This window comes from Roseobacter sp. TSBP12 (assembly GCF_009129705.1).
GTDB lineage: Bacteria > Pseudomonadota > Alphaproteobacteria > Rhodobacterales > Rhodobacteraceae > Celeribacter > Celeribacter baekdonensis_A.
The window spans coordinates 85,559-100,867 of sequence record NZ_PYIB01000061.1 but is presented as its reverse complement, the minus strand read 5'-3'; the positions used below and the strand labels follow the sequence as shown (position 1 = coordinate 100,867).

Here is a 15,309-nt window from a genome sequence, read left to right as displayed (position 1 = left end):
TTTTTTCTTGATGAAGTCCCAAATGATGCGGGTCATTTCATCGCCGTCCATCTCAACGATGGGGTTGTCTACCTTGATCTTGGTCATAGGAATGTCCTTGGAACGGAGGAGGGTGGGGAGTCGCGGATTTCATAGCGCATTGGGCAGCAAAAGGGAAGTGGGGTATACCAATGTATACCGAAAATGAGATCTATACCTCGGTGAGGGGGGATTTGAGTGACAGTGCTGGAAAACATATGGAAAGGTCGAGGGATGCAGGCAAAGAGACGTTTTGGGCTTCCAAAAGCAGAAAAATGTGGGGTAAAATAATACCTATTTTTTAACGTGCTGAATTTGCTGCATAAAATAAGATTTGTGGCGCTTGACGTGGCGCGCGAAACCGTTAGAACTCGCCCATCCGAATTCCCACCCTAAAGGGCAAGACAAATGAAAACTTTTTCCGCAACACCGGCGGACATCGACAAGAAATGGATCCTGATCGACGCTGAAGGCGTTGTTCTGGGCCGTCTTGCTTCGATCGTCGCTATGCGCCTTCGTGGCAAACACAAAGCCACCTTCACCCCGTCCATGGACATGGGTGACAATGTCATCATCATCAATGCTGACAAAATCCAGTTGACCGGCAAAAAACGCACCGACGAGCGTTTCTACTGGCACACGGGCCATCCGGGCGGCATCAAATCCCGCACCATCGGTCAGATCCTTGAGGGCAAATTCCCCGAGCGCGTCGTGACCAAAGCGGTTCAGCGTATGTTGCCGGGCGGCAAACTGTCTCGTCAGCAAATGACCAACCTGCGCGTTTACGCAGGGGCAGAGCACCCGCACGAAGCTCAGAATCCCGAAGTTCTGGACGTTAAGTCCATGAACAAGAAAAACACTCGGAGCGCATAATCATGGTTGAAGAAATCAAATCCCTGGACGCGCTGAACGCTGCTGTTGGTGAAACCGCTGTTGTTGCCGCTCCTGTTGAACCGATGCGTGACGCTTTGGGTCGCGCCTATGCAACCGGCAAACGTAAAGACGCGGTCGCTCGCGTTTGGATCAAACCGGGCTCCGGCAAGGTCACCGTGAACGGCAAAGAACAGAACGTCTATTTCGCACGTCCCGTGCTTCAGATGATCCTGCGTCAGCCGTTTACTGTTGCTGGTCGTGAAGGCGAGTTCGACGTTGTCGCAACCGTCAAAGGCGGTGGTCTTTCGGGTCAGGCCGGTGCTGTGAAGCACGGCATTTCCAAAGCCCTCCAGCTTTACGATCCCTCCTTGCGCGCCGCTTTGAAAGCCGCAGGCTTCCTGACCCGCGACTCGCGCGTTGTGGAACGTAAGAAGTTCGGTAAAGCCAAAGCCCGTAAGAGCTTCCAGTTCTCCAAGCGTTAATTTCGCTGGATATATATCGCAAAAGGTCGCCGCAGAGGGTTCTGTTGGCGGCCTTTTTTATGGTCTTATCGTGCCCTTTTCTGGGACTGTGGCACTTGCTCTTGGCCGCTCCAAACGCCTGGGCCATATGGCCGATCGAGCCCTATATCATGAAGCGCACCCGCCAGTTTTATGATGCTTTGTGCCGCAGTATGAAAAAGAAGATGCGCGTCATGCAAACGCAAATATACCTGTTTGATGCTAGACAAAGTGGCAAATGCATTGAAATTGTCGGTCATGGAACAGGCCTGAAATAAAACTTCTTGCAAATTTGATCAAATTTGCGGAGCGTAAGGGCAATACCACGCACGAAGGGGAAATATGATGACAGCTGGGGAAAAATTGCGACGATTTTTCAGAACGGATCAAGGAGTCGGGCTTTTGCTCGTCTCGCCCACGGCACTTTATGCGCTGTTGCTTTTGGCGGTGCCTTTGATTGCGATTGTTGTCATTTCGTTCCTGACCCAGACAGGGGTACGAGATTTTGCTCCCGGCCTGTCATTGGTCAATTACAAAGAGGCGCTGTCAGATCCACTCTATCGTGAATTGATGCTGCGCTCTTTGATGGTGTCGGGGTCGGTGACGGTGGTCACCGTTCTCTTGGCCTTTCCCATTGCCTATTTCGTCTCTTTCGGGGTCAAGCCAGAGCAAAAATCGCTGTGGATTTTCCTCATCACCATCCCGTTTTGGACCTCCTACCTGATCCGCGTGTTCCTGTGGAAAGTGATCTTGGGCTACAATGGCGTGTTGAATTCCGGGCTGAAACTCGTCGGTATCATCGACGAGCCGCTGACTTTCATCCTATATAATGTCAACGCCGTGATCATCACATTGGCCCATGCCTATGCGCCTTTCGCGATCCTGCCGATCTTTGTGGCGCTTGAAAAAATCGACCGCTCTTATCTTGAGGCCTCGCGCGATCTGGGGGAAAGCCGCACCATGACCTTTCTGCGCGTAACCCTGCCTTTGGCCGCCCCGGGCGTGGTCGCCGCTGTGCTGATCGTCTTTATCCCCACAATTGGGGATTACGTCACCCCGAAACTTGTGGGCGGTCCGGGCGGGACCATGATTGCCAATATGATCCAAACCCAATTCCTGCGCCTCAACAACGCCCCTTTGGGAGCCACTTTGGCGGTCTTGGCGATGTTGATCGTCGCCGTGATCGCGATTGTGTTCCTGATCGTAGGCTACCGGGCCGCAGGCGGCGGTAAAAAAGGAGGGCGCGGCTGATGAAAACGCTCAAAACCTATGCCATTCTCTATCTGGTGTTTCTTTACGCGCCGATCTTTCTGTTGCCGCTGTTTGCGTTCAACACCTCGACGATCATCGCCTTTCCGCTGACCGGGTTCACCACCGAATGGTTCACGGCGCTGTTGGACATCACGGAAATGCACAGCGCTTTGTTCAACTCTCTCAAGATCGCAGTGACGTCAGCCGTGTTGGCGACGATTTTTGGCATCTTTGGTGCCATGGCCTCGACCCGCTATCACTTCCCGGGCCAAAAGGGCATCATGGGTTTTATCATGCTGCCCTTGGTGCTGCCCGAAATCATCGTCGCGGTGTCGCTTTTGGTCGTGATCCTGAAACTGGGCCTGTCCACCGGTTCCTGGTCGGTGATCGCCGGGCATACGCTGATCTGTACGCCCTTCGCCATCGCCATTCTCAATTCCGCCTTTGCCGCCCTTGATCCGTCACTGGAAGAGGCCGCTTATGATCTGGGCGAAACCCGCGCCTCGACCTTTCGCCGTGTGACCTTGCCTTTGGTCATGCCGGGGATCGTGTCGGCGCTGTTGATCTCTTTCACCATTTCGATGGATGAATTCATCATCGCGTTCTTTCTGACCGGCGCCGATCCGACGCTGCCGGTCTATCTCTTCTCCATGCTGCGGTTCCCAAAACTGCTGCCCGCCGTGATGGCGCTTGGGACGATCCTTGTGGTTCTTTCGATCCTGCTCATCACTATTGCTGAAATTTTCCGTCGCCGTGGCGCCAAGCGCGCAGGCCTCAAAGACACCGGGGGCTTCCTCTAATGACGATCAAAGCAAAACCTGAGCGTAAACCACTTATTTCGCTTCAGAATATCCAAAAACACTATGGTGAGTATCACGCGCTGCGTGGGATCAACCTTGAGATCGGCGAGGGCGAATTCTTTTCCCTTTTAGGTCCGTCGGGCTGTGGCAAGACCACGCTTTTGCGCACCATCGCAGGGTTCGAAGACATTGATTCCGGCTCTGTCATGCTGGCGGGCAAGGATATGATGGGGGTTCCGGCCAACAAGCGCCCGACCAATATGGTGTTCCAATCCTACGCGATTTTCCCGCATCTGACCGTGGCCGAAAACGTCGCCTTCGGTCTGCGCAAATCGCCACTGTCAAAGGTGGAAAAGGCCGAAGCCGCAGAGGCTGCGCTCAACATGGTGGGGCTCTCAGGATATGGCAACCGCGCCGCTCATGCGCTGTCTGGGGGGCAACGGCAACGGGTCGCCCTGGCGCGCGCCTTGGTGCTCAAACCGAAAGTGCTGTTGCTCGATGAGCCGCTTTCGGCCCTTGATCGCAAGATGCGCGAACAAATGCAGGTGGAGCTGATCAAGCTGCAACGTGAGGTTGGCATCACCTTTATCCTCGTCACCCATGACCAAGAAGAGGCGCTGGTCATGTCCGACCGGATCGCCGTGATGTTTGAGGGGGAGATTGCACAATGCGATGATCCCGAAGTGCTTTACCGCCGCCCCAAAACCAAGCGCGTGGCGGATTTTATCGGCGTGATGAACTTTCTGCCCGCGACCTGTCGCCACGAGGGCGGTAAGAAAATCGTCAATATCGTCGGGCTGGGCGAGACCGAAATCACCGAGGAGCAATGCCCGGAAGGCTTCCCCGAAGGCGCGGCCACGGTCGGGTTCCGCCCGGAAACCCTGACCATCCTTTATGAGGGTCAAACGCCGACCCACCGCGAAGCACCCGCGATGATCGAAGAGGTCGTCTATTACGGTGACATGACCTATTACGACGTGAAATTCGATGGGGTGGACACGCCAGTGCGCCTGTCGATGCGCAACTTGTTTGGCCGTGACGTGCTTGAGGTCGGCACCCGCGCCCGCATCAGCTGGTCCCCCGGCGCTTTGGTTGTGTTTGGCTAAACCCCATCGAACAAGCGCTTTGATCGTGCTCAGCTCAAACAAGAAAACGGGCTTTGGTCAGTGTCTCCAAAGCCCGTTTTGTGTCTCACGTTTTTATGTCTCAAAGTGAACAGATCTACCTATTTGTCCTGAGGGATCAGCCCTAGCCCCCGCAGGTAAATCCCGATGCCGGTTTCCAACAGATCTTCGGGCGGAAACGGGCTTTTGGTGCCAGGGGAGCCACGGGCAAACAACTCAACCACGCCATGCGACATCGCCCAGATATGGGCCGAAACCATTTGCGGCGGCGGGCGGTTCTCGGCCGGGATATGTTCGGACAGGTTGACGGCGGCCTGTTCCATCACGCCCAACGCGCGCGTGGCGACCTGATACAGATCGGGCGTGCGTTGCACCGAGATGCCGCTCTCGAACATCGCCACATAATGCCCCGGATATTTGCGCGCAAAGGCCAGATAGGCCCGGCCCACGGCCTCGAAACTCGCTAAGGCGGAGGGCTGTCCGGTCTCATAGGCGTAATCCAACAGATCGGCGAAGACCTCGTAGCCTTGTCGGGCAATCTCGGCGATCAGGTCCTCGCGGCCCTCGAAATGACGATAGACGGCGGCGGGGGTCACACCCGCCGTCTTGGCCGCCTCGGACAAGGAAAACCCGGTCGGGCCTTTTTCCTCAATCAGGCTCAGAGCCGCGTCAACCAAGGCCTGACGCAGATTGCCGTGATGATAGCCGCGCTTTTTGGTCATACGATGCCGCTCATTCGTCCACGTCACCCGTGATCAACAGGGCCGGACCATCGACGATCTTATCGTCGATCTCGCCCAAGCCTTTTTCGTCTTTGCCTTTATACTCAATCTGACTGAGCACAGCACGGATCGCATTGAGGCGCGCGCGGTATTTGTCATCCGACCGGATCACCGTCCAAGGCGCGGTTTCACTGTGGCAGCGTTCCATAGTCTCGGCAATCGCCATAGTATATTCATCCCAGCGTTTGAGCCCCTCAACATCAATTGAGGACAGTTTCCACTGTTTCAACAGATCGCCTTCGCGAGCCAAAAAGCGGCGCAATTGTTCGGCGCGCCCGACATTGAGCCAGATTTTGAAAAGCTGAATGCCTTCCGAGATCAACATGTCCTCGAATTCGGGAAGTTGGTGAAAAAATTTGTCACGCTGATCATCGGTGCAAAACCCAAACACCTTTTCCACCACGGCGCGGTTGTACCACGAGCGGTCAAACAGCACCAATTCACCCTTGGTTGGCAGGTGATCGACATAGCGTTGGAAATACCATTGCCCGGCTTCGCGTTCGGTCGGTTTCGAGAGCGCGACAACGCGCGCTGACCGCGGGTTGAGGTTTTCGCGAAAGCGTTTGATCGTCCCGCCTTTTCCCGCCGCATCACGGCCCTCAAACACGATAACAATCCGCTTTCCGGTCGCACGAATATCGGCCAGCAGCTTGGCCAATTCGCGCTGCAACGCGTCCATCTCGTCTTGGTAGTCGGATTTTTTCATCCAAGATGAATAGGGGTAAGTGTCGGACAGGATGTCCTTTTTACTGCCTTCCGCGATGGCTTTGCGGATGCTTTTGGGGGCTTCGTCTGAATAGTAGCGAGAAATCGCGCCATCAAAGGGCAGGTCGGTCATGTCACGGCTTTCGTGTTAATACTCTTAACAATATGGGGCTTTTGGCATGCGAGTGCAATGCAACTGCGCGGGTCAGCGGCCCGCAAGACGTGCGGTCAGTCGGTCGACGGCGGCCACAACATCCTGTGTTGCCACCTGATGCGGCATATGGCCCAGCCCCTCAAGCCGCACCAGATGATCGGAGGCGACGTCGCGCGCCAAAGGTGCGGCATGAATCTCGAGGCCCACGGTGGTATCCGCCGTACCATGTACAGATTCGATTGGCAGCGTGAGGGAGGGGTAGTCGGGCATCATGTCGCGCAGTTGCGCCTTGAGCGTCACGCGTTGCCGGGCGTTAAGGTCTGGGTCGCGGGGCGCAGGGCCAGGCGCGGTTGGAACGAGGCGGTATAGCCCTCAGGCGCATGTTGCGGCGCAAACACCGCGTCTATTTCAGAGGTCAAGACGGGGGAGGGCACATAGGCCATGAGCATCCAGGCAAAGATGTCGCCGATCACCGGGGTCGCGAGCGTGCGGTAAAACAACGACGGGTCCCCCTCCCATTCATGCGACGCGGCGGAGACCAGCACCAGACCGAGGACATTATCCTGATCCTGCAAAGCCCATTCGAGGGCCGCCGCGCCGCCGTAAGAGTGACCCAAAACCATCACTTTGCGTGGCTCGACCGTGGCTATCGCATCGCGCAGGGTTTGCACCTGGGCCGCCAGGCTTTCGTCACTGAGAGCGGGCGAATAGCCAAAGCCGGGCCGATCCACGACATAGACGCGGTAGCGATCCGCAAGCGCCGGGGCGAGGCGGAATGTCATGTCATAGGTTGAGCCGGAGGCGCCGTGGATCAACACGATGGGCGGCGCATCCTCGGGGCCGTAGCGTTCGACATGGACGATTTGCCCACTCAAAGTGGTGACCATCTCACCCGTTTGCGGTGCCTTTCGCATCGCAACCTGACCGCGTTTTTGGGCGATTAAAACCGTTGCCGCAATCAGCGTAAGGAAAAGGGCGACAATGATCAGGCTTTACTCACCGATCTTTGCCAAGTCGTAGGGGGTGGTTTGATAAATCTCGTTGATCCAGTTGCCGTAGAGCAAATGCGCATGTGAGCGCCAGCGGTTCACCGGACGCAAGGACGGGTTGTCATTCTGAAAGTAATGCAGCGGCGGCACAATCGGTTTTCCGGCATCGACATCGCGGCGGTATTCTTCGTTCAACGTGCCGGTGTCATATTCGAAATGGTTGAAGATATAGAGCGCGCGATGATCCGGGTCTTGTACCAGACACGGTCCGGTTTCATCCGAGCCCAACAACGGGATCAGCGCCGGAACCGCGTCAATTTCCGCTTGGCGCATTTCGGTCCAGCGGCTCACAGGGATGTAACATTCGTCCGAGAATCCGCGCAGGTAGGGCGAGGCCGGGGCAAGGTTGTTTTGACGGAACAGACCAAAGGCCTTTTCTTCCAAAACGTGTTTTTTCACCCCGTGGAAATAATTGATCATCGCCATGCCGCCCCAACAGACGCCAAAGGTCGAATGCACATGGGTTTGGGTCCACTCAAACACCTCTTTGAGCTCGTCCCAATAGGTCACCTCTTCAAACGGTAAATGTTCAATCGGCGCGCCGGTGATGATCAGACCGTCGAATTTCTCGCCCGAGGCTTTGACCTCGTTAAAGGGGCGATAAAACTCTTCCATATGTTCGGCGGCGGTGTTTTTGGTCTGATGTTCGCTCATCCGGATCAGTTTGAAATCAATCTGCAACGGCGTTGCGCCGATCAAACGGGCAAACTGATTTTCGGTCTGAATTTTCTTCGGCATCAGGTTCAAAAGCGCGATGCGGATGGGGCGGATTTCCTGTGACGCGGCCCGGCCTTCGCCCATGACCATCACCCCCTCAGCCGAGAGCACGTCATAGGCAGGTAGGTTTTCGGGCAAGGTGATGGGCATCTGTCAGGTCCTTCGTGGTGGGAAAGTCATTTAGGTTTACGAGGCTCGAAAATCAAGCGCCTCACCGATCAGCGTGTCAAAGCCTTCGGGCGTTTTGGCCGCCGCCACGTCTTCGGCGCTCACGGTCACGCCCCAGTTTTCGGCCATGGCGGCATAGCGCGGCTGACGGTGGGCGAGGGCGCGGGCATAGGTGTAGCGGATGAAATCGTCAGGGTTGACCTCGGCTTCGCTGACGCGCTTCTCGCTAAGATATTCGTCCCAGATTGCTGCCAAAAATTCCGGCTGATAGGCCATCGGTTTGGGCGCGCGGTCAAAGCGGCGGATCAACTCTTCGGTATGGGCCTCCGACCCCTTGATCCAGACCAAAAGCGCGTCTTTTGAGAGCGCTTTCAGGATCGGATCGCTTGGGTCTTTGGCATCGACCCATTCACAGATCGACCCGCCGGTGTCGCAGACGAAATGCGGATAGCCGTAGAGGTCTTGGGCGCGGCTGATGAAATGGCCCGTGTCCATCAATGCGGCCTCTTCGGCGGTGCGAAACAGTGCCTGACGGCGTTGAAATTCGACCATCGGAATGCCGCCCAACTCCGGCGCGCCGGGTTTGCCGAGAAAATAGGAGACCGGGGCCAGATTGTTAAAGGTGATGTTGGATTTGATATAGATGCTGTCAGACAGGAATTGATCGCGCAAGAACGGATCGCGCATGGCGACCTTTTTGAGGTTGTCGTCAATCGCCTCGCCCAGGTAGCGCGTGCCGATCCGGTAATCGACCGAGTAATGATACCAGGCTTTGGTGTCCCGCAACATATTGGAAATATGAGTTTTTCCAAGACCTGACATGCCAAAGAGAATAACTCTTTTGGCGGCGCAGCCGTGCCAGTCTTTGCCCGAGGTGTAACGCATCTCGCATCCTTTGTTGATCCACCCTTGGGTGCCATGTGGGCGCGGCTGGAGCAAGGGGTTTTGGCCAGGGCTGTGTTATGTTTGCACCGGGTTGATGCGCTTGAGCCGCGCCAAAATCCGACCGTCAATGACCAAAAGCCCAAACGCGATCAGGCCAAACCCGGCATAGGCCGAGGGGGAGAGGCTTTCGCCCAAGACCACGGCACCGAGCGCGATCGACACCGGTGCGACGATCAACGTGGTCAGCGAGGTGTTGCCCGCACCCGCCGATTTGAGCACACGGTAGTAGATCAAATAGGTCACACCTGTGGCCATCACCGAGAGGTACAAAAGCGCGCCCCATGTGGACGGCATCAGCGACATCGGCGGCGGACCGGAGGTGACAATCGCCACGGGCAGGGCAAACACGGCGGCACCCGACAGCATCCCGGCGGCGGCAACTTGCGGTTTGAGATCGGCCAAAAGCCTGCGGCCAATGACATTGGATAGGCCATAGGAAATTGTTGCCGCGATCATCGCCAATTGGCTCAGAGAGGTCAGATCAAAGGCATGAAGCGCGTCCGGGCCGATCACGGTGACAATGCCCAAAACGCCCAAAATCACCCCCGCACCTTTGCGCAGACCGAGCTTTTCATCGGCAAAAAACAGCGCTGCAAAGAGCACGCCGAAAATCGCGGTGGAGGCGTTGAGAATTCCCGCAAGTCCCGAGGGAATGCGGTGTTGCGCCCAGGTGATCAACAGAAACGGCAGGGCGGAGGTCAGGCAGCCGACGACGATGAAACGCCATAGATAGTGGCGCATTGGCGGGACCGGCAGGCCTTTGATCAGCACATAGGACCATAACACCAGCGCTGCGATGGTGACGCGTCCGGCGACGACCCAATAGATTGGCAACTCGCGGATCAACAGCGCGACAGACAGGAAAGACCCGCCCCAGAGCAAACCCATGGCGGCCAGGCCAAGCCATGCTGCGGCGGAAATGGTTTTTTGCGGGGCCATGAGATGTGTCCTGTGGATGTCCCGTCGGGACGGTGTCGATCTGTGCGGACCATGGCGGAGGGCAGGTGCGCAGGCAAACCGGAATTTGTGTAAAAGAGGATCACGAAATGTGATCAGAAGCATTAGATACATGTGAAAAGGCCCCGCGGAGGGGCGGGGCCTTTGAAACATCCATCTTTACAGGTTGTTTGACCTGCAGATTAGAACGAGTGCGAAATTTTGATGCCAAACGCGGTGGCGTCATTGCCTGTGAACTCACCAAATGTGGTGCCCGGTGCCGTTGGGTTTTCGGTTTCGGCATCGCCGATCCAAACGTAGCGCACGCCCCCCGAAATCGCGGTTTGCTCGGTGATCTGATATTTCAGGCCAAGACCCAGCGAGGCGTAGCCATCGGTTGGGCCGAGGTTGCCAGAATAGCCGCCGGTGGATTTTTCATAGCCGACCATGATGGAACCGCTCAGTTTGTCATTGAACCGGCGCCCGACACCCAAGCTGTAGGAGATCGTGTCATCGTCGTAATCGACAAGCGCATCGCCCGCACTGGCGACATAGCCGGTTGGCGAAATGTCGAACGCGGTCCATTCGGCCCAACGCACAGAGGCCATCAACAGCGTATCTGCGGCAATCCCGGTTTGAAAATCGAGATTGACCGACTGCGGCAGGCGGGTTTCCATCGGGCTGTCAAAACCGCCGTTCTCGGTCGTGGTGAAATCATGGGTGATTTCAGAGTTATAGGTCAGAGCCGCGCGCAGGGCGATGTCGGGGATCTCGTAGGCCGCACCAATCACATAGCCCCAATCGGTTTCTGTGGTGGTGTTCATCGTATAGCCGTTGGACAGCGCAACTTTGCCCTTAGAGGTCACTTCACGCACACCACCAAGAACCGAGATGCGGTCGTTGATTTTGTAGCGCAGCACTGCAGTCAGGCTGTTGGAATCGATCGAAGCTGTGGAACCAGTATAGGCGTAGGGCGCGGGGGAGTCCGCGAAGGAATAATTGACGTCAGCTCCGAAAGGCTGGTCAAAAATCAACGCAACGCTGAATTTGTCATTTAGGTCGGTTTTATAGGCGGCACCGACGGATGTGTATGACTCGACCATGTTGCCAGAGGACTGACCCAAGCCCGGAACGACCGTCGTGCCATCATTATAGGTGCCGGTCTGAACGCCCGATACCGTTGGGCTCACGCTCCCAAACGAGAATTCCAAATAGCTGCCATCTTCAAAGATCGGCGCTATGGATTGACCGGACCTGTCGATCCCGCCTGCAAATGCGCCTGTCGCGGTGACCGCACAGGCCAATGCCAAAATTGATGTGTTTTTCATAGTCTCCATCCCTAAACGAGCCCTGGGCGCGTTTCCTTTATGTAGTGGTGCCGACACGGTTTTATTTTGTCGATCTGGTGGTTCTGTGGTGGTTCAGTGGTGTTGTCACTGTTTTGTGAAGTCGTTGCGCGATTTGCCGCACATGTTGTGATTTCAGCCTAAGCCTGTGCGAAATTTCAAGCAATTCTGACGCCGCGTCATAGTTTTAAAATGACCCCTTGCGGCGCTGCAACAGCGTGATCACGCGAGCCATGTCGCTGTGCGACGGGACTCGGAGAGGATGTTGATGTAATTGGCGACAAAAATGATGCCTGCGCCGATAAAAACAAAAATATCAAGGCTTTCCCCATAGAGCAGCATCCCGACCACGCCGATCACAGGCAGGCGCAGAAAGTCTATTGGCGTGACGATGGAGGCGGGGGCGAGGCTGAGCGCTTTGGTCAGGCAAAAATGCGCGCCAAGCCCGGCCAGAGCGATCCAGATGACCCAAGGCAGGTCTGTGAGCGTGAGCCAAGCGGCGGAGCCGTCCATCATGGCGCAGACAAATCCAAACAAAAGTTGCAGCGTCACCATCCAGAACATGATGGCAAGAATCGACACGTTTGCGGTGCGGGTGAGTTGTTTGGTGAACAGGGCCGAGGTGGCAAATCCAAGGGCACAGGCCATGGCGGCGAACAGGCCGATGGACAGACCGTCCGCGCCAAATGGACGGGCCACGATCAGGATGCCGGCAAAGCCCATCAGTGCTGCCAAGGCGCGGGTCGGGGTCATTTTTTCGCCCAAAAACACGGTGGCACCTAAGCCCACGAGAATGGGATAGGAGAATTCCAGCGCGAAAAGCTGCGCCAATGGGATCAATGTCAGGGCAAAGAGCCAAAGGTTTTGACCGGCAAAATGGCCCAGATTTCGACCGATGTGGAGCGGCAAAGACCGCGGTCTGAGTTCGGACAGGCGGCCCTGAAATATCGCGACGGGCAGTACGATCATCAGGCCGAACAGAGAGCGATAGCCCAGAATTTCAAAGGTATCGAGGTTGGCCGACACCATGCGCCCGGCCACGGCCATGGAGGAAAACCCGAACACCGCGCCCATCATCCAAAAGGCGGCGCGGATCGGGTGCGTTTGCGCGTTGGTCATAGCACTCTCTTATTGAAATCTCGGGTCATATGTTGGGTGACGCGGCCCCAATCTGAGCTGTGGGTGCGGTCTTGGTGGGCGGCAAAATCGGCCTCGCTGCGAAACACTTCGCTGACATGAAAACAACACGGGTCCAATTCGTCCTGCCAAAGCTCAAAGGACAAACACCCCGGTTCGGCCTCGCTCAGACGGTGGTGCCGGGGCAAAAGCGCCACGACACTGTCGACCTCATGCGGCTTACAGCGCATCGTTCCTGTCAGCATGACTTTTGCCAAAATCGTCCCCTCCCAGTTGATCCCCAGTGCAATACCCGCCCTTGAGGCGGCTTGGCAAAAGAAAAGGCGCCCCAAAGAGCGCCTTTGTGATTTTATCGCGTGCCTGCGGGGGCTTATTCCAATTCGATCGTGCCCGGCGGCTTCGAGGTGCAGTCATAAAACACGCGGTTGATGCCTTTGACTTCGTTGATGATCCGGGTCGAGGTTTCGCCCAGGAAATCATGGCTGAACGGATAGTAATCCGCCGTCATGCCATCGACCGAGGTCACGGCGCGCAAGGCGAGCGCGAAATCATAGGTCCGCCCGTCGCCCATCACGCCGACGGTGCGCATCGGCAAGATTGCGGCGAAAGCCTGCCAAATCTCGTCATAGAGCCCGTGTTTGCGGATCTGGTCGATGTAAACCGCATCGGCTTTTTGCAGAATTGCCAGTTTTTCGCGGGTGATTTCACCGGGGCAGCGGATCGCAAGGCCCGGACCGGGGAAGGGATGGCGACCGATGAAGGAGGCCGGAAGGCCCAGCTCATGCCCCAGCGCGCGCACCTCGTCTTTGAACAAGGCACGCAGCGGTTCGACCAGTTTCAGCCCCATTTTTTCCGGCAGACCGCCGACATTGTGGTGCGATTTGATCGTCACAGAGGGGCCGCCCGAGAAGGACACAGATTCGATCACATCGGGGTAAAGCGTGCCCTGGGCCAAGAATTTCGCGTCCTTGATCTCATTGGCGTATTTTTGGAACACGTCGATGAACAGCTTGCCGATGATCTTGCGCTTGGTTTCAGGGTCGGAAACGCCCTCCAGCTCGCCCAAGAACAGGTCAGACTCATCGGCATGGATCAGTTTGATATTGTAATTGTCGCGGAACATTTTGACGACTTGCTCGGCCTCGTTGAGGCGTAGCAACCCGTGATCGACGAATACACAGGTCAGTTGCTCGCCAATGGCTTCGTGCAACAGAATCGCGGTGACCGAACTGTCAACACCACCGGACAGACCGCAAATCACATGATTGTCGCCCACCTGTTCACGGATTTTCGCAATCATTTCCTCACGGTAGGCGCCCATGGTCCAGTCGCCGGTAAAGCCCGCAAGCCGCACGAAATTCTCATAAATCGTCGCGCCATTCGGCGTGTGATGCACTTCGGGATGGAACTGCACCGCGTAGAAGTTTCGCTCAAGATCGGCGGTGATCGCAAAAGGCGCGCCGGGGGAGGTGCCGAAGACTTCAAAGCCGGGGGCTATTTCGGCGACGTGATCGCCATGCGACATCCAGACTTGTTCTTTGCCCGTGCCATCCATGAACCAGCCGTTCAAAAACTCCGGGCGGGTCTCGGTCGGCGTCACATAGGCGCGGCCAAATTCGGCGGTCGCATGTTCGCCCGCTTCGACCCGGCCGCCCAGGTCATGCATCATCACCTGCTGGCCATAGCAAATGCCCAAAATCGGTACACCCAGATCATAGGCCGCTTTCGGCGGCCGCGGGCTGCCCTCGCGCATCACCGAATCCGGGCCGCCGGAAAAGATGATCGCTTTCGGCGCAATCTCTTTCAGCAACGCCTCGGTGACGTTTTGATAGGGGTGAATTTCGCAAAAGACATTCAACTCACGCAGACGACGCGCAATGAGCTGCGTCACCTGAGAGCCAAAGTCGATGATGAGGAGGCGGTCATGGATCACTTGAGTCATGACATGCCTTTACCCGCAGCTCCGCCTCTGTGGCAAGATGGATTCCCGCCATATGTGCCCAATCGACATGGAATGCGTGTGGATTTTGCAGCTTGCGGAACTTTGCTGTGGTGCGCGGATCATTTTACACAAAAGAGCCCCCCGTTTCGGCCCCTGTGAATTTTAAAACAGAGATGGCGGAAACGGGGGGCATTGGCGCCCGGGCGGGGCGCTCAAATCAGGTTCAGGCGGCGGTTTGTTCGCGCGGCAAAAGCCGGGCCTCGCCCAAGAGCGCGATCAACACTTCGACATGGCGTGTCACATTATAGGCGGCGTCGCCCGAGCGGCGGGTCTCTTCGATCTTGGCCTCTTCCTCGATCAAAGAGGACACGGCGCGCGCTGGCGACGGGGCATTGGCGGTGCGCATGACCCGTTTCAGGTCGCGGTTTCGGTTGTAATCATTGAGACCAAAGCGGGCGGCGCGGATCAAAAGGCGAGGGCGGCGCAGCGTGTTGAGCAGGGTTGTGACATCGTTCATGATCATGGTCTCCTGTTGCATGAATGCCCGCGCTTTTGAGGGATGTCTGTGTTGGACATGCGGCCCCGGCATCACGGTTCTTCCTCACTCTGGCACAACCTAAACGTGTGTTGCGCATTGTTTCCGCAATGCGAACGGTCCTTTGCTCGGTTGTTTATGAGTTGGAAACGATAATATCAAAACAGGAAACAATTAACGTTTAGGTAACCAATGCAACTCATGGTTGTGGTCAGATTCGGGGTAATTTGTGGGATAATCTGTGCAAAGCCAGTGGATATCCTGTGGATTGGTGAAGGCTCCCAATCTGACTGTGTCTAAAATAGAAACAATGCTGAAGAGTGAACT

Annotated in this window: 18 protein-coding genes; 6 read left to right on the top strand and 12 right to left on the bottom strand. The window is 56.4% G+C overall.

Annotated elements, in window-relative coordinates; translation table 11 throughout:
* Positions 1 to 426 precede the first annotated feature (426 nt).
* The 6 genes from rplM to C8029_RS18355 all read left to right on the top strand — a co-directional run bounded on the left by rplM (position 427) and on the right by C8029_RS18355 (position 4,548).
* Positions 427 to 891, top strand: a complete 465-nt coding sequence (gene rplM, locus C8029_RS18375; protein ID WP_009571278.1) for a 50S ribosomal protein L13 — start codon at positions 427 to 429, stop codon at positions 889 to 891.
* A gap of 2 nt (positions 892 to 893) precedes the next feature.
* Positions 894 to 1,373, top strand: a complete 480-nt coding sequence (gene rpsI, locus C8029_RS18370) for a 30S ribosomal protein S9 (protein WP_009571277.1) — start codon at positions 894 to 896, stop codon at positions 1,371 to 1,373.
* 149 nt (positions 1,374 to 1,522) lie between these two features.
* Entirely contained in the window at positions 1,523 to 1,669 is a 147-nt protein-coding gene (locus C8029_RS22120) for a hypothetical protein (protein ID WP_193217685.1), read from the top strand.
* 67 nt (positions 1,670 to 1,736) lie between these two features.
* A complete protein-coding gene (locus C8029_RS18365; RefSeq protein WP_009571275.1) occupies positions 1,737 to 2,642 on the top strand; it encodes an ABC transporter permease in 906 nt (301 codons plus the stop codon).
* A complete protein-coding gene (locus C8029_RS18360; protein WP_009571274.1) occupies positions 2,642 to 3,442 on the top strand; it encodes an ABC transporter permease in 801 nt (266 codons plus the stop codon). Before C8029_RS18365 ends, C8029_RS18360 begins: the two co-directional genes overlap by 1 nt.
* Positions 3,442 to 4,548, top strand: coding sequence for an ABC transporter ATP-binding protein (locus tag C8029_RS18355; RefSeq protein WP_009571273.1), 1,107 nt, complete (start codon positions 3,442 to 3,444; stop codon positions 4,546 to 4,548). Before C8029_RS18360 ends, C8029_RS18355 begins: the two co-directional genes overlap by 1 nt.
* A gap of 119 nt (positions 4,549 to 4,667) precedes the next feature.
* On the opposite strand, the gene C8029_RS18350 is transcribed toward C8029_RS18355, so the two are convergent.
* The 12 genes from C8029_RS18350 to C8029_RS18295 form a co-directional block, all read right to left on the bottom strand.
* Positions 4,668 to 5,288: a TetR/AcrR family transcriptional regulator gene (locus C8029_RS18350; protein WP_009571272.1), complete on the bottom strand. Its 621-nt coding sequence runs from the start codon at positions 5,286 to 5,288 to the stop codon at positions 4,668 to 4,670.
* A gap of 10 nt (positions 5,289 to 5,298) precedes the next feature.
* Positions 5,299 to 6,186, bottom strand: coding sequence for a polyphosphate kinase 2 (ppk2, locus tag C8029_RS18345; protein WP_152003460.1), 888 nt, complete (start codon positions 6,184 to 6,186; stop codon positions 5,299 to 5,301).
* 72 nt (positions 6,187 to 6,258) lie between these two features.
* Entirely contained in the window at positions 6,259 to 6,480 is a 222-nt protein-coding gene (locus tag C8029_RS18340) for an alpha/beta fold hydrolase (RefSeq protein ID WP_152003459.1), read from the bottom strand.
* A 23-nt stretch (positions 6,481 to 6,503) separates the two neighbouring features.
* Positions 6,504 to 7,121, bottom strand: coding sequence for an alpha/beta fold hydrolase (locus C8029_RS18335; protein WP_152003458.1), 618 nt, complete (start codon positions 7,119 to 7,121; stop codon positions 6,504 to 6,506).
* A gap of 78 nt (positions 7,122 to 7,199) precedes the next feature.
* Positions 7,200 to 8,123 carry a homoserine O-succinyltransferase gene (locus C8029_RS18330; RefSeq protein WP_009571269.1) on the bottom strand — a complete coding sequence of 308 codons (924 nt, stop codon included), beginning with the start codon at positions 8,121 to 8,123 and terminating at the stop codon, positions 7,200 to 7,202.
* Between the two features lie 36 nt (positions 8,124 to 8,159).
* Entirely contained in the window at positions 8,160 to 9,026 is an 867-nt protein-coding gene (locus C8029_RS18325) for a hypothetical protein (RefSeq protein ID WP_009571268.1), read from the bottom strand.
* A gap of 75 nt (positions 9,027 to 9,101) precedes the next feature.
* Positions 9,102 to 10,025, bottom strand: coding sequence for a DMT family transporter (locus C8029_RS18320; RefSeq protein ID WP_009571267.1), 924 nt, complete (start codon positions 10,023 to 10,025; stop codon positions 9,102 to 9,104).
* A 200-nt stretch (positions 10,026 to 10,225) separates the two neighbouring features.
* Entirely contained in the window at positions 10,226 to 11,350 is a 1,125-nt protein-coding gene (locus C8029_RS18315) for an OmpP1/FadL family transporter (RefSeq protein WP_009571266.1), read from the bottom strand.
* Positions 11,351 to 11,590: 240 nt separating this feature from the next.
* Positions 11,591 to 12,487 carry a DMT family transporter gene (locus tag C8029_RS18310; protein ID WP_009571265.1) on the bottom strand — a complete coding sequence of 299 codons (897 nt, stop codon included), beginning with the start codon at positions 12,485 to 12,487 and terminating at the stop codon, positions 11,591 to 11,593.
* Entirely contained in the window at positions 12,484 to 12,762 is a 279-nt protein-coding gene (locus tag C8029_RS18305; protein ID WP_040402042.1) for a putative quinol monooxygenase, read from the bottom strand. Before C8029_RS18305 ends, C8029_RS18310 begins: the two co-directional genes overlap by 4 nt.
* A 113-nt stretch (positions 12,763 to 12,875) precedes the next feature.
* Positions 12,876 to 14,447: a glutamine-hydrolyzing GMP synthase gene (guaA, locus tag C8029_RS18300; RefSeq protein ID WP_009571263.1), complete on the bottom strand. Its 1,572-nt coding sequence runs from the start codon at positions 14,445 to 14,447 to the stop codon at positions 12,876 to 12,878.
* A gap of 223 nt (positions 14,448 to 14,670) precedes the next feature.
* Positions 14,671 to 14,964, bottom strand: a complete 294-nt coding sequence (locus tag C8029_RS18295; RefSeq protein ID WP_040402041.1) for a DUF6477 family protein — start codon at positions 14,962 to 14,964, stop codon at positions 14,671 to 14,673.
* Positions 14,965 to 15,309: the final 345 nt, after the last annotated feature.

Coding starts and splice junctions, on each gene's coding strand:
- rplM (WP_009571278.1), top strand. CDS start 427: ATGAAAACTTTTTCCGCAACACCGGCGGACATCGACAAGAAATGGATC.
- rpsI (WP_009571277.1), top strand. CDS start 894: ATGGTTGAAGAAATCAAATCCCTGGACGCGCTGAACGCTGCTGTTGGT.
- C8029_RS22120 (WP_193217685.1), top strand. CDS start 1,523: ATGAAGCGCACCCGCCAGTTTTATGATGCTTTGTGCCGCAGTATGAAA.
- C8029_RS18365 (WP_009571275.1), top strand. CDS start 1,737: ATGACAGCTGGGGAAAAATTGCGACGATTTTTCAGAACGGATCAAGGA.
- C8029_RS18360 (WP_009571274.1), top strand. CDS start 2,642: ATGAAAACGCTCAAAACCTATGCCATTCTCTATCTGGTGTTTCTTTAC.
- C8029_RS18355 (WP_009571273.1), top strand. CDS start 3,442: ATGACGATCAAAGCAAAACCTGAGCGTAAACCACTTATTTCGCTTCAG.
- C8029_RS18350 (WP_009571272.1), bottom strand. CDS start 5,288: ATGACCAAAAAGCGCGGCTATCATCACGGCAATCTGCGTCAGGCCTTG.
- ppk2 (WP_152003460.1), bottom strand. CDS start 6,186: ATGACCGACCTGCCCTTTGATGGCGCGATTTCTCGCTACTATTCAGAC.
- C8029_RS18340 (WP_152003459.1), bottom strand. CDS start 6,480: ATGATGCCCGACTACCCCTCCCTCACGCTGCCAATCGAATCTGTACAT.
- C8029_RS18335 (WP_152003458.1), bottom strand. CDS start 7,121: ATGCGAAAGGCACCGCAAACGGGTGAGATGGTCACCACTTTGAGTGGG.
- C8029_RS18330 (WP_009571269.1), bottom strand. CDS start 8,123: ATGCCCATCACCTTGCCCGAAAACCTACCTGCCTATGACGTGCTCTCG.
- C8029_RS18325 (WP_009571268.1), bottom strand. CDS start 9,026: ATGCGTTACACCTCGGGCAAAGACTGGCACGGCTGCGCCGCCAAAAGA.
- C8029_RS18320 (WP_009571267.1), bottom strand. CDS start 10,025: ATGGCCCCGCAAAAAACCATTTCCGCCGCAGCATGGCTTGGCCTGGCC.
- C8029_RS18315 (WP_009571266.1), bottom strand. CDS start 11,350: ATGAAAAACACATCAATTTTGGCATTGGCCTGTGCGGTCACCGCGACA.
- C8029_RS18310 (WP_009571265.1), bottom strand. CDS start 12,487: ATGACCAACGCGCAAACGCACCCGATCCGCGCCGCCTTTTGGATGATG.
- guaA (WP_009571263.1), bottom strand. CDS start 14,447: ATGACTCAAGTGATCCATGACCGCCTCCTCATCATCGACTTTGGCTCT.
- C8029_RS18295 (WP_040402041.1), bottom strand. CDS start 14,964: ATGAACGATGTCACAACCCTGCTCAACACGCTGCGCCGCCCTCGCCTT.